Origin of the sequence: Bradyrhizobium sp. sBnM-33 (assembly GCF_032917945.1) — a bacterium.
GTDB lineage: Bacteria > Pseudomonadota > Alphaproteobacteria > Rhizobiales > Xanthobacteraceae > Bradyrhizobium.
Window position 1 is genome coordinate 1,914,605 of record NZ_CP136624.1, and the last position, 12,320, is coordinate 1,926,924.

The following is a 12,320-nucleotide window of genomic DNA, read 5'->3' on the forward strand; positions in this document are numbered from 1 at the left end:
ACACCTCTGCGGACAATAGGCTGGGGTGCCATTTCTCGCTCTCGTCACAGAACTGCGGAATTCGTGGGTACCGACCGGAGCAGCGGACGCTCGTCGCGCGAGCCGACCAGCGCCGCGATCATGTCCATCAGCGTGATCCGCTGCCGCTCGATGTCGCTTGCGAACAGGTTTCGGCATCGGGGCTCGTCCAATGAACCGACTGTAACACAGGTCAGCGACATCGCGGCGCAACTGCCACATCGCATCGAATGATTTCCTTGTAAGGCCCACCTGCTCGGGCGTCATTGATCAGACTAGCAGGCTGGTAAAGAATAGTTCTGTGATCTCAGTGACGGACGGCTCCTTCTCTCAGAAGTGACGACGGTCACAAATTCGTTTTTGCAGTTCCAGCAGTGCCAAAGATCGTGAACTTCCTGCCCATTGGCGCGTTCATGCCACTCGAGGTGGACTAATCCAGAGCTACACTGAGGGCATTTTTCGTGATGTGCTATTGAGCCCAGTGCCATGTGGAACGTCCCTCCCAGGTGCAGCATACGATTCCTGGTAGTGTCGGGAAATGATCTACGTCAACGATTTGCTCTTTTTGGGGGACGCGCAGCTCGCCGGGAATGTCCGGGTGTCCGCTCCGGAGCGAATTTCGGATTCAACTCGGCCATTCCCGATCTCGCAGAAGGGGCATTCGCGTCGATTTTGCTGCGTCTCGGCCATGGCCGGTCTAGCGACAGAAGACATTCAGACAAGCGCACGATGTCGATCGATATGAGCCACCTCAGATATCAACCCGCGCGAGGGGCAAAGACTAGCGTAGCTCCCAGTGCGCACATGATGGCACCCGACACCTGTCGCATCTTGGCGAGGATTGACGGTCGCCTAGCAAGGCCGGCTCTCGCTTTCGCAGCCCAATGGGTCGCAACCAAGTCGGCACTGGTGTTGAGTGCAACCGAGATGAGCCCGAGGACGATGAACTGCGCGGCGACGTTCGCGGATGTCGACAAACTGGGGATGAAGGCGAGAAAGAATGCGGCCGTCTTCGGGTTTAGTGCCTCGACGATGATGCCGTCGCGGAAGGCCCGACCCACCCCGGTCGTCTGCACCTCGGTCGGCTCGACAATGCGCGCTTCGCGCCAGGTCTTGAGCCCGAGCCAGATGAGATACAGGGCGCCCGCGATCTTCAAAAAAGTGAATGCCTCGGCGCTTGCCATGACGAGCGCAGATATGCCAACGGCGCCGCCGAACACGTGCACAAGGCCGCCGAGACCTAGGCCAACACTCGATGCCAACCCTTCCGTTCTGCCGCCGACAAGCGTTCGCGCCACGATATAGAAGATGCCTGGCCCCGGCGTGATCGCCACAAGCAGCGACGCTGCCAAGAACAGGAAGAAGGTCTGGAAATCCGGCATCGTCCACCCTTCTAATCGCATCAACCAGTTCGTCTAGGGCCGGTCTTCGCACACGATGATTACGCTAACCTCAGGCCGGAATCGGAATGAGGGAAGCCACTTCCCGATCCTGCGGCTTTTCGCACGCCGCAAGGCCGGCGGCGACGCCGATGCGGTCAGCCTCGGGCCGGTTCTGGCTCATCTTGCGCTTGCCCTCGAACCTGGTGACCGGAATGCGCACTCCGATGATGCCTCGCAACTGGGAGGCAATGAAATCGGCGGGGGCATCGCTGACGGCCCAAGGCTTCGCGCGCGACTTCTCATGGATGTTCGTTAGGCGCGTGACCACCTCGAGCAGACGTTCGGGCTCCTGGAAGAACTCAACCGGCCCGTACGCGTGGACGGCGATGTAATTCCATGTCGGCACCACCTTCCTGGTTTCTTGCTTGGTCGCGTACCATGAGGGTGTCACGTAGGCTTCCGGACCCATGAAGATCGCCAGAGCTTCGCCGGTCGGAGCCGAACGCCATTGTGGATTGCCTTCGCCAAGTGCCTGTACAGCACTCCGTGCTCTCCTTCGGTCTCATCGAGGAAGAGCGGCAAGGGTGTCGCAATCGGTCCGTCCGCGGTGGCCGTGACCAGGTTGGCGAGGCCGGCGGAGCAAATGGTCGCGCGGATGCTTCGACCTCGTCATCTCTAAAGGCGGGGGGCACATACATGGCGGTTCTCCGTTCTCGTTCCTGAGATAAACCGAGCCTGGTACGGTTAGAACTGCCAGTTATCACTGATTTTGATGGTCCAGTTGGAGGGGCATGCGACTAGGACAATCGCCGCGAACGAAGCTGATCGACCGCTTGAGCCAGAAGCTGACAGCCGCGCTCGATCTGGCGCGCCTCCAGTGCGGCGTAACCCATGACAAGCCCGATAACGTCCGGCTGATGCCGGCGGCCAGGATGACGATGATTGAAGAGGGGGGCGACCGGATAGATGCCCACGCCCTTGACGCGAGCAGCCTCGATCAACGCTGCTTCGGACGTTTGGGGCAGATTCGAAACCAGACCACCACATGCAAGCCGGCGGCTGCGCCGTCGATTTGGATTCGGTCGCCAAATCTGCGGCGCAAAGCGCGAGCAGGATTTGCCGGCGCTCGCCGTTGCGCCGTCGGACTCGCTTGACGTGCCTATCGTATGCACCGGTCTCGAGCATCGTCGCGAGCGCTTCCTGCTCGATCAGCGGCGTGTGCCTGTCCGTGATCTGCTTGGCCGCGGCGAACAGGGGCTGGAGTTCAGAGGGCACCACCAGATAGCCGATCCTCAGCGTAGGCGAGAGCGTCTTGGAGACGGTCCCAAGATAGATGACGTCCTCGCTACCTGCGAGCGCGTGCAGTGGGGGGACCGGCTTCGTGTCGTATCGATACTCACTGTCGTAGTCGTCCTCGATTACGTAGGCATCGAACTTCCTTGCCCAGGCGAGCAACTGGTGCCGACGCGCGATCGGCATGACGCCGCCCAGCGGAAATTGATGCGACGGCGTCACGTACGCAAGCCGCGCTTCGATCTTCGCAACCCGCTCCGTGTCCAGTCCCTCGACGTCGACCGGAATCGGCACCGCGGCTGCCCCGGTGGCCGAGAAGACGAGCCTTGCCATCAGGTAGCCAGGGTCTTCCATGACGAACCGATCGTCGGAGTTGAGCAGCAGTCGCGCACACAAGTCGAGCCCTTGCTGCGAACCGTTCACGATGATGATTTGATCCACTTCGCATCGCACGGTCCTCGAACGCCAGAGATAGGGCTGCAGCGCCATCCGCAGCCGTCGAGAGCCGCAAGGATCGTTGTAGGCCAATCTCGCGGGCCGCCGTGTCATTGCAGCGACCGCGGCTCTTTCCACGCGAGCACGGGGAAATCCGAAGGTGAGAGGTCACCATACCGAAAATTTGCGAGGAGGTTGCGAGGTTGTTCCTCCGAGCGCGGCGCGACCTGTCTCAAACGCTCACCGTAGCCCGACAGTCGCACCTTACGTGACAATGGCCGCCACGTCGCGCGCACGCGCCCCCTCTCGACAACAGCTTGTGCAACGCGCGGTCGTGCGCCATGGCGGATCTCGATGAAGCCTTCCGCCGGCACGAAGCGCGCGATGCGTGTCCAAAATCCGACGCCGACGCAAAGCATGTCAGGTTACATACAGGGGATCCTACTGGCGTGTGGATGTTTTTCAAAGCTTTGTCATGTGCTTAGTGCGCGAGGACAGCCTGGCACGTTGATTGCTAACTCAGATGAAGCGACAAGGTCGCGCAACAAGCAACATTGGGAAAAAATCATGGTGCTGCGCATGGCGTCCCCGGCTCCTTCGCTCAAAGTCGAGAACTGGCTGCGTGGCGAGCCCCTCACGAACTTCCAGCCCGGGAAAGTGTACATCGTCGAATTTTGGGCAAGTTGGTGCGGCCCATGTGTGGGGGCGATGCCCCATCTGATAGAGCTGCAAGCAAAATACAAAGACGAGGGGCTTGAGGTCGTCGGAGTCGCAGCTAGTGAAGAAGCACCAATCGCGGATCAGGCTCGCACCAAGTTGGACGCATGGTTGACTGAAAAGTTCTCAAATCTGAACTATCGAATCGGGTTCGACAGTACAGGCGAAATGAACAAGCTTTGGATGGATGCCAGCTCTTCTCTTGGGATTCCGAGATCGTTCGTCGTCGACCGCGACGGCCACATTGCCTTTATCGGTCATCCGATCCAAATCGACGACGTCTTGCCGAAAATTATCAACGGCACTTGGCGCACCAGCTATCAAGCTAAAGCCGCTGATGCGAAACGGATTGCGGCAGACCAACGCTTGGCGCGCGAACTCTCAATCCTCCAGACAATTCGACCGGCGATGGAAGCAAAGGATTGGCCGGCAGCGCTCTCAGCGGTCGAAGAGGGCATTGCCGCGATGCCGGACAATCTCAAGTTCCGCGAGATTCATGCGGATCTGTTGCTTCACAAAATGCGCGACACGGCGACCGGCTTCCAGGTCTTACGCCAACTGGTTCGAGATGCGATCGAGAAACAGTCAGAGGCTGTGCGTGGGCTGGCTACTGTGATGCGGCAACTGTTTGATCCGGAGAACGATAAGGCCCACCTTCCGCGTGCCGAGCGCTTTGCGATCGGCAGGGATGTGTCGGAACATATCCTCAATTCTGGGCAAGCTAGCGGTGGCCTCAACTTCTATTCTTATGGGGTGGTCGCTCAGTATTACTACGAGAGTGGTGACAAGCAACGCGCGATCGAGCTGATCGAGCGGGCGATGACATGGCTAGACGATCCAAAAGCTATGCCGGACGCTATGAGGGAAGCTACGAAAAAGTATTATATGCCGCGGTTGCTCCAAACCTTGGCCAACTACAGGGGCGAGAAGTTTTGTTGCAGCGGGTCTTGTTCGATTTCGCAGGAAAACTCTCAAAATGCAGCCGCAGGAGGAGACATGAACGGGGATGTTAATCGAAGATGCACGATCGGGGCTATTTAAGCGCCTTCGAAGCGCTCGCGACCAGCAGAATCATTCAGGGCGATTGCGACACGCAGGTCACAAGGAAAGCCGCGCTTCGATCTTCGCAACCCGCTCCGTGTCCAGTCCCTCGACGTCGACCGGAATCGGCACCGCGGCTGCCCCGGTGGCCGAGAAGACGAGCCTTGCCATCAGGTAGCCAGGGTCTTCCATGACGAACCGATCGTCGGAGTTGAGCAGCAGTCGCGCACACAAGTCGAGCCCTTGCTGCGAACCGTTCACGATGATGATTTGATCCACTTCGCATCGCACGGTCCTCGAACGCCAGAGATAGGGCTGCAGCGCCATCCGCAGCCGTCGAGAGCCGCAAGGATCGTTGTAGGCCAATCTCGCGGGCCGCCGTGTCATTGCAGCGACCGCGGCTCTTTCCACGCGAGCACGGGGAAATCCGAAGGTGAGAGGTCACCATACCGAAAATTTGCGAGGAGGTTGCGAGGTTGTTCCTCCGAGCGCGGCGCGACCTGTCTCAAACGCTCACCGTAGCCCGACAGTCGCACCTTACGTGACAATGGCCGCCACGTCGCGCGCACGCGCCCCCTCTCGACAACAGCTTGTGCAACGCGCGGTCGTGCGCCATGGCGGATCTCGATGAAGCCTTCCGCCGGCGAGTTGCTCATAGGCGATCGTCACCGTACCGCGAGACACGCCGAGTTCCCCGGCGAGGGCGCGGGACGACGGCAGCAGCCCATCGGCGCCGTACACGCGCCCCAGGATCTGATCCCTAAGCGCTTCGTAGATCTGACGCGCTCCCATTCGCGGGGTGCGGTGCCTTAGACTACTTTCCGGCGCAAAATTCGCGCTTCTAACCAGACTGGTCAACCGCGCGGACAACGACAAAGCCCCGCCAGGGGCTGGCGGGGCCTTGAGAAGCCAGATTGGGCTGGGACGGACTACGGTTGGCGTGACTGGTTTTCCATCGCGCGTCCGATATTGATGAGGTTGTCGGCGACGACGCCGAGGCCGACCCAGCGTTTCATTCCGATGCTGCCCTTGTAGCGGCAGCGATCGAGCCCGTGTCGCCGTTTGACGACGCTGATACGTCCCTCGCATCCGGTTCGCCATTTCTGACCGTTACGGAACCAGCGCTTTTTCTGCTCACGCTTGCGCTCGGCGCTCTTGGTCGAGCGATTGGGAATGCAGACGCGTTTGACGCCTCTGGCACTGCAGCTTCGTTCCTGGCGGAGTAAAATCCAGCAGCCGGCCACGACTGCGGCTCTTGGGATGCCGTCTCGCCAGCGCCTCATATACCGCAGCTACGATCTGTTCATCAGCCAGAACGCGGTCGGCATGCTCCATCCAACCTTCGCGAAGATCGCTCACTTCTTCGGCGATCAAGCCATCGCCGAAGCTCAGTTGCACTCTGCGCGTCTCAATCACGCTTCTTCCTCCCGCCCCGCGGCGCCGCCGCATCGGGGCCCAGCAGGTCGTGATTGAGCTCGCAGATCGCTTCGATCGCTTCTTTCAGCTTCTGATAGTTGTCCAGCCAACGGCGCACTTCAGCAACGCGTTCACGGCGCACGCTGAACTGACGAACGCGTCCGCCGCCATAGCTCACCGTCAGCACGTACACTTGGTGCCCTTCGCCACGCGCACATTTCGGGCAGCCGCTCTTGTGACGAACAGTGCGCTCCAGCAGCGAACCAGCAGCAGTTCGCCGGTGACCGGCAGCTTGCCGACAAGCTTCTCGCGGGTTTGAAGAGCTCGATCTCGAATCATTCATAAGAATGAATCAATATCACCCACACAAGTCAACGCTGATGCCGTCCGATCTTGCAGTTTTCGCCCCACCAAGCGATTCTGGCTGCCTCAAAAGGCAGCCGAAATTTGCGTCGGAAAGTAGAGTAGGGGGCGTCTTCATCTGGGCCATCAAAAGTTCGCATAACTACGCTTGCTTGATAAGCCACTCTCTAGCTATTCGGGTTGAATGCCAAGCTGTTCTGAGGAGTTAGCGGCGCAGGCAACCCAGGGCGCTATTCCGGGCGTTGCCGCAGAATCCAATCCAGCAGGTCTTCGTTTCGGCGACCGCTTCGTGCGTGCTGGTCAACGGCGGCCGGTGCGGACGCAAGCGCCATACGGCGCAAATGCAGTTCGCCCCCGGTAGCAAACCGTAATCTTTCTGCTAGGAGCCTGTCCAGTTAGCTTTGGGAAGGCAGTTTTATCTTGATAATGGCGGCTCAGGCGGCCCTTGCGAGCTTGACGAGGTTGTGAGCGGTGCAGATGAGCGCCCATTCTGCGCTGACCTTTTCGATGCCGCGCAGCAGGAATTGCCTGAACCCTCTTGCCTGTTTGATCTGTCCGAAGACGGCTTCGACGATCTGCTTACGCAAGCGGTAGCGACTTCGGTAGCCGGCGCGCTTGAGCTTGGTGCTCATCCTGGCGATCAGCGAGCCGGGTCTTGAAGCCTTTTTCGCGGTGGCGGATTTGGTGCCGTGCTTCTGCCTTCCGGTGGCGATGTAGCCCTCGATGCGCCGCCGTTTGATCGTGCGAAGATTGGCGTCGGAGCAGTAGCCGGCGTCGGCCGATACTTCGTCGGGATTGGTCCCCAGATTGGCCCTGATCCCGTCGAGCAACGGCGCCAGTTGCGCCTGATCGAGGAACTGGTCAGCGTCTGCGCCACGATGATCTGATGGGCACCATCGACCGCGGCCTGGGCGTTGTAGCCCTGGATGTAACCGTCCTTGGTCTTCAGAATGCGGCTTTCCGGGTCGGTGAAATTGCGTTGCGCCTTGCCGTCGGGCTCCGTGTTCGGCGGCGCGGACGTCTTGCCGTTCTTTTTGCCCCCTTCGGCGATGCGGCGCTCCTCGGCTTCGGCCCGCGCCTTGCGCTCCGCCTCGGCTGCGGCCTTGGCTTCGGCCTCCAGCGCGGCCTTGGCCTCGCGGATCTTCTCAAGCCGCTTCTGCTTGTCGGCCACCCAATCGGGCATCTCGTCGCCGCGCTTGTCGCCGTAGAGCTTATCCTCCTGCGCATCGGCGGCCTCCGCCGCCTTGAGCCAGCGGTCGACCTCCGCTGCAAGCTCCGCTTCCCGCTTCTTCATGCGATCATAGCTCATCGCCTTGTGCTTGGACGCGTTCGCCTTTATCTTGGTGCCGTCAAGCGCCACGTGCCCGAGCTTCACCAACCCGGCCTTCTCGGCCAGCTTCAACACCTGCACGAACAGGTCGGCCAGCGCCTTAAGATGCCGCCGCCGGAACTCCGAGATCGTGCGGAAGTCCGCCGGGTCGCCGGCCACGATCATCATGAAATCCGCCCGCTCCACCGCCGCCCTGGCGATCCGCCGCGACGAGTAGATGCCGCTCGCATAGCCGTGTAGAAGCAGCGCCGTCATCATCCGCGGATCAAACGGCGGCTGACCCAGCCCGCTCCGGTAGCTGCCTAGGATCGCCGATAGATCAAGGCTTTCCTTGACCAGCGACACGATCAACCGCGAAACGTGGTCCTGCGGCACATAGTCCTGCACGCTCGGCGGCAGAAGCTGGACCTCGTCGATCTTCCAGGGGCGAAATTCCTTGCTCATGGCCACGCAAGAATCAGACTCGCACCCTCTTGACCAGTCACTACTCAGACAGGCTCCTAGGGCACTTTCAATGAACTCAGGCGCTGCATAGCCGCGGTTTTCACCGAATTATGGATTGCCTCGGGAAAGCCCTCTGGCAGCTCGCTTTCAATTTTGCCGAGCGCAGCTTCAGCGGTAAAGGCGACACGTTCGATTGATTCCTGAACAAGCTTTTTCGGTACGCCCGCCGCTTCGCTTGTCTGCAAGAAATGCCGGCCGTCTACTTCGGCAATCCTGTATTGATTGTTTGTCCCTACCGACATTGCGAGCTTCATCTGCTTGCGCCGAATTTGACCGGTGTCCAGACTCGGCTGTGCCGTGAGCACGTCGTAAAGCGGTGTCAGATGGTAGCGGCCGCCGGGCGTGATGAAGATGCTGAAATTCTTCGCATGGCCATCGGTCGCGCCAATCAGCCAAAAGAAGATTTGCGCTCTGAGCAGCGTCGCCTGATCATCAGCGGGCGTGTCACTGCCTTTGAGCAGATCAAGAAGCTTCACCATGCCGGGACCGCCATCGCTCTGGTATTTGCGCGTCGGCGGGACCGACAGTGCCTGACAGCAGTCCTCCTGCGGCAGGCGGAGCAGGCGGCCATCCTTCGTCCACCGCCGGTCGAAGCGCTCGATGACGAGCGCCGTGGTCTTACCGAAAGTCGCAATCTCGGCATGGTTCACCGGCAAGCCGGAAGCGGCGGCAAGTCTCAGGCAGTAGTATTCATTCTCAACGCTGTTCGAAAGGTCGATGCCGTTGGGCAGTTCCCCGATCTGCGTCTTGAAAATATGGGTCGTCGGCGTGGTGCCGTGCGGCTTGAGCCACTTGCCGCCGTGCCGCAGCAGCGCCGTTTTCTCCTGCGCTCCTGCCACGGAAATCCGGAAAAGATCGTCGCGCGTAAGCCCGAGCGGAGTCTGGGCAAGCCCGTTGAGGAGCTTTTCAATCGCTTCGTCATCGACGGCATCGCCGGCGATGGTGCGACCATCGCGATCATCATCATGGTGATCATCATCATCGTCGGCGACGAATTGCAGGGCGCCGACGCAATCCCTGCCGATAGCAGCGAGCAGGCTGTAGGCGTCGGTCCCGGCGGCGCCGACCCTTTGCGCTACCCGGCGACGGAGCGCGTCGGAGTCGGGTAGCAGATTGTCGAAGACGGCCGTGACGGCTTCGCCACGGAAGACATCCTCCCGCAGCGGGAGCGAGAGCGAGACGGGCAGGGCATGTTCCCATCCGAGCCAGTCAGCCTCGTACCGGAATTCAATAGCGCCAGTCGCCGCCTTGCTCATCAGGCCGACGAGGCGGTTGTTGAGGAGCACGCGCAGCGGCTCATGGCGGCGACGCCGGGGCATCAGAAAATGTCCTCAAGGTCGGCGGCTGTGCCTTTGGTGCGCGGGACGATCCGGAACTCAAGGTCTAGGGCCGCGAGTACCGCAAGGATGGTTTCAAGCTTGGCTGCCGGATTGCCAGTTTCGATGAGCGAGATTGTCTCCTGCCGCAGGCCCGCTCGCGCGCCGACCTGCGACTGGCTAAGCCCCCGCTTCTTACGAGTGCGGCGGATCAGGTTGCCGATCTGGTTCGGTGTGCGGGCAAGGCCGGTCATTTCTTACTCCGACCTAGTATGTGCTAAATCCGATAAAAGCGTAATATAGCAAATGGCGCATAAATGGACATTATGCGTTGAACTGCATAAAACACGTTTATCGGAATTAAGGCTATGACTTCCCTTACAGCGATCGCGTTAGTTGTTGGACTTGGGGTGACTTTGCCACTTTACGCCGGAATGGAAGCGACAATCAGGGAGCACCTTGAGCGCCTTGCTAGAGGCGAGAGGGTGCCGATGATTGCTATCGGATGTTTTACCGAGATTCAGTTCGCTGCGATCAATGAGGGGCGAGCTGCAATGGAATTACATCTCTTGGAGCAAAACGAGATTCTATTCATGGGTAGGCATTTGTATGCCAGCCGCTCTAAAGATGGCTACCAAATAGATGACATCCTCAAGCAGATCATGAGTGCGCTTTGCGACGACGCGATAGCTCACTTGGACACATTCGTATCATACGTACAGAACCCGAATACTCGGGATGACGGCTATGGAAACCAGGTGAGTGATCGGGCCGTTTTCGAAATGACGGCGCGAAAACCACGAGCGGAACTCTATTCGGTAATGCCCAAGGGAGATACGATAAAGCCCAACAAAAAAGGCCGCCGGTGAGGCAGCCCTTCCTGTGAAGCGATCTCGGGTAACTAGTTATCCGACGCCCTCGCTTCAGTGCCGGAAGATAGTCCATCCCTCCGAATTGTCAACATTAACTTCGAACCGGCGTACACTAACGCGGCTAAGTCCCTGTTGTTCCGGAACTTTTCAAAAACTACGAAACGGCATTAAGTGATCTATGGCCCGCTGAAGGGGCGGTTAACTCCACGGTTGATTGCCCCTCTTTGCAGGTTCCTACAAAGATACCTACACGGGAACGCGCGGCGCTCCGCTAGCCCTCACGTTACGTGCGCCGAGTTCTGACGAGTTTGCCGCTTTGGGCGGCTATGGGGAACTCCGAGCCTGCCGGCTGCCCCATACATCGCGGCGCGGCCACCTCTCACGCCACCTTAGATAAGCGCTCGGGGTCGGAACACAATCCACAAATTCAAAAATCGGCTACTATGGTTTTCGAACTAGGGTGTTTAGTCCCGAGCTTTGATGGTGCATTCTTATCGCACGATTCGAAGGATGCGCTATGGGACAAGTTTTACACGGCTGCGCCACCACGACGGAGGCAGTCCGTCGAGCAATACAGAATAGTCAAGAGAGCCTGAGGGCGCTCGCCAAGCGCTACGGGATCAACCAGAAGACCGTCGCGAAGTGGAAGGAGCGCGAGACTGTCGCCGATCTCCCGACAGGCCCGAAGGAAGCCAAATCGACCGTGCTTTCCATCGAGGAGGAGGCGATCATCGTCGCTTTCCGGCGGCATACGCTATTGCCGCTCGATGATTGCCTCTATGCGCTCCAGCCGACCATCCCGCATCTGACGCGATCATCCCTGCATCGCTGTCTCCAGCGCCACGGCATCAGCCGATTGCCGGAGGTCGAAGGCAGCAAGCCTCCGAAGAAAAAGTTCAAGGCTTACCCGATCGGTTATTTCCACATCGACATTGCTGAGCTCCAGACCGCTGAAGGCAAGCTCTACCTCTACGTCGCCATCGATCGCACCAGCAAGTTCGCCTTCGTGCAACTGGTCAGGAAGACGGGAAGGACCTCCGCCGCGGCCTTCCTCGAAGCTCTGATTGCGGCTGTCCCCTACAAGATCCACACGGTTCTCACCGACAATGGGATCCAGTTCACTTTCCCGCCGCGCTACGCAGACGGCCCGACGGCAAGATACGTGACACATATGTTCGATATGCGCTGCCAAGAGAATGGCATCGAACATCGGCTAACCAAGATCAAGCATCCCTGGACCAATGGCCAGGTCGAGCGCATGAACCGCACGATCAAGGAAGCGACCGTCCAACGCTACCATTACGATCGACACGATCAGCTCGAAGCACACCTTGCCGACTTCATTAACGCCTACAACTGCGCTCGGCGGCTGAAGACCCTGAAGGGTCTCACGCCCTACGAATACATCTGCAAATGCTGGACTTCCCAGCCAGAACGATTCAAACTTAATCCGCTCCAGAAAATGCCGGGACTAAACACCTAGGCCACTGAGGTCGGAAACCGGCCATTACCCGAGATTGTTTAGAACATACTATGAACATAACGTCTTGGGCTGCAACTTGCTCGCGATACGAGTGGAAACATCTCTCGGCAGGTCACGAGTTTGAGGTCGGCTTGATCCATCCTCTGGGAT

General features: G+C 59.3%; 8 protein-coding genes and 5 pseudogenes. 3 read left to right on the forward strand and 10 right to left on the reverse strand.

Annotated elements, in window-relative coordinates; all coding sequences use genetic code 11:
- Positions 1–44 precede the first annotated feature (44 nt).
- The 4 genes and pseudogenes from RX328_RS08765 to RX328_RS08780 all read right to left on the reverse strand — a co-directional run.
- On the reverse strand, positions 45–245 hold the full coding sequence (locus tag RX328_RS08765) for a hypothetical protein (protein ID WP_213257227.1): 201 nt from the start codon (positions 243–245) through the stop codon (positions 45–47).
- A 531-nt stretch (positions 246–776) separates the two neighbouring features.
- Positions 777–1,400 (reverse strand): LysE family translocator, encoded by a 624-nt coding sequence (locus tag RX328_RS08770; RefSeq protein ID WP_213257233.1) that lies wholly within the window; start codon positions 1,398–1,400, stop codon positions 777–779.
- A gap of 70 nt (positions 1,401–1,470) precedes the next feature.
- Positions 1,471–2,098: pseudogene (locus RX328_RS08775) on the reverse strand (FMN-binding negative transcriptional regulator).
- 99 nt (positions 2,099–2,197) lie between these two features.
- Positions 2,198–3,496, reverse strand: a pseudogene (locus RX328_RS08780) (PLP-dependent aminotransferase family protein); the annotation flags it as partial.
- 199 nt (positions 3,497–3,695) lie between these two features.
- Between RX328_RS08780 and RX328_RS08785 the strand changes: the two are divergent.
- Positions 3,696–4,886 carry a TlpA disulfide reductase family protein gene (locus RX328_RS08785; RefSeq protein ID WP_213257226.1) on the forward strand — a complete coding sequence of 397 codons (1,191 nt, stop codon included), beginning with the start codon at positions 3,696–3,698 and terminating at the stop codon, positions 4,884–4,886.
- Between the two features lie 63 nt (positions 4,887–4,949).
- On the opposite strand, the pseudogene RX328_RS08790 reads toward RX328_RS08785, so the two are convergent.
- The 6 genes and pseudogenes from RX328_RS08790 to RX328_RS08815 all read right to left on the reverse strand — a co-directional run.
- Positions 4,950–5,678 (reverse strand): annotated as a pseudogene (locus RX328_RS08790) (aminotransferase class I/II-fold pyridoxal phosphate-dependent enzyme); the annotation flags it as partial.
- Positions 5,679–5,815: 137 nt separating this feature from the next.
- Positions 5,816–6,120, reverse strand: a pseudogene (locus RX328_RS08795) (transposase); the annotation flags it as partial.
- Positions 6,121–6,294: 174 nt separating this feature from the next.
- Positions 6,295–6,645, reverse strand: coding sequence for a DUF6788 family protein (locus RX328_RS08800; RefSeq protein ID WP_312018166.1), 351 nt, complete (start codon positions 6,643–6,645; stop codon positions 6,295–6,297).
- 454 nt (positions 6,646–7,099) lie between these two features.
- Positions 7,100–8,439 (reverse strand): annotated as a pseudogene (locus RX328_RS08805) (IS1182 family transposase).
- 56 nt (positions 8,440–8,495) lie between these two features.
- Complete coding sequence (locus tag RX328_RS08810; RefSeq protein ID WP_213257561.1) at positions 8,496–9,818, reverse strand: type II toxin-antitoxin system HipA family toxin; 1,323 nt, start codon at positions 9,816–9,818, stop codon at positions 8,496–8,498.
- Positions 9,818–10,069, reverse strand: coding sequence for a helix-turn-helix domain-containing protein (locus tag RX328_RS08815; RefSeq protein WP_057852073.1), 252 nt, complete (start codon positions 10,067–10,069; stop codon positions 9,818–9,820). The genes RX328_RS08810 and RX328_RS08815 overlap by 1 nt, the downstream gene beginning before the upstream one ends.
- Positions 10,070–10,183: 114 nt before the next feature.
- Here RX328_RS08815 and RX328_RS08820 point away from each other — a divergent pair, with 114 nt between their 5' ends.
- Positions 10,184–10,684 carry a hypothetical protein gene (locus RX328_RS08820; protein ID WP_213257563.1) on the forward strand — a complete coding sequence of 167 codons (501 nt, stop codon included), beginning with the start codon at positions 10,184–10,186 and terminating at the stop codon, positions 10,682–10,684.
- 520 nt (positions 10,685–11,204) lie between these two features.
- Positions 11,205–12,170, forward strand: a complete 966-nt coding sequence (locus tag RX328_RS08825) for an IS481 family transposase (protein ID WP_317258655.1) — start codon at positions 11,205–11,207, stop codon at positions 12,168–12,170.
- Positions 12,171–12,320 lie beyond the last annotated feature (150 nt).

Coding starts and splice junctions, on each gene's coding strand:
- RX328_RS08765 (WP_213257227.1), bottom strand. CDS start 245: ATGCGATGTGGCAGTTGCGCCGCGATGTCGCTGACCTGTGTTACAGTC.
- RX328_RS08820 (WP_213257563.1), top strand. CDS start 10,184: ATGACTTCCCTTACAGCGATCGCGTTAGTTGTTGGACTTGGGGTGACT.
- RX328_RS08785 (WP_213257226.1), top strand. CDS start 3,696: ATGGTGCTGCGCATGGCGTCCCCGGCTCCTTCGCTCAAAGTCGAGAAC.
- RX328_RS08800 (WP_312018166.1), bottom strand. CDS start 6,645: ATGAATGATTCGAGATCGAGCTCTTCAAACCCGCGAGAAGCTTGTCGG.
- RX328_RS08810 (WP_213257561.1), bottom strand. CDS start 9,818: ATGCCCCGGCGTCGCCGCCATGAGCCGCTGCGCGTGCTCCTCAACAAC.
- RX328_RS08815 (WP_057852073.1), bottom strand. CDS start 10,069: ATGACCGGCCTTGCCCGCACACCGAACCAGATCGGCAACCTGATCCGC.
- RX328_RS08770 (WP_213257233.1), bottom strand. CDS start 1,400: ATGCCGGATTTCCAGACCTTCTTCCTGTTCTTGGCAGCGTCGCTGCTT.
- RX328_RS08825 (WP_317258655.1), top strand. CDS start 11,205: ATGGGACAAGTTTTACACGGCTGCGCCACCACGACGGAGGCAGTCCGT.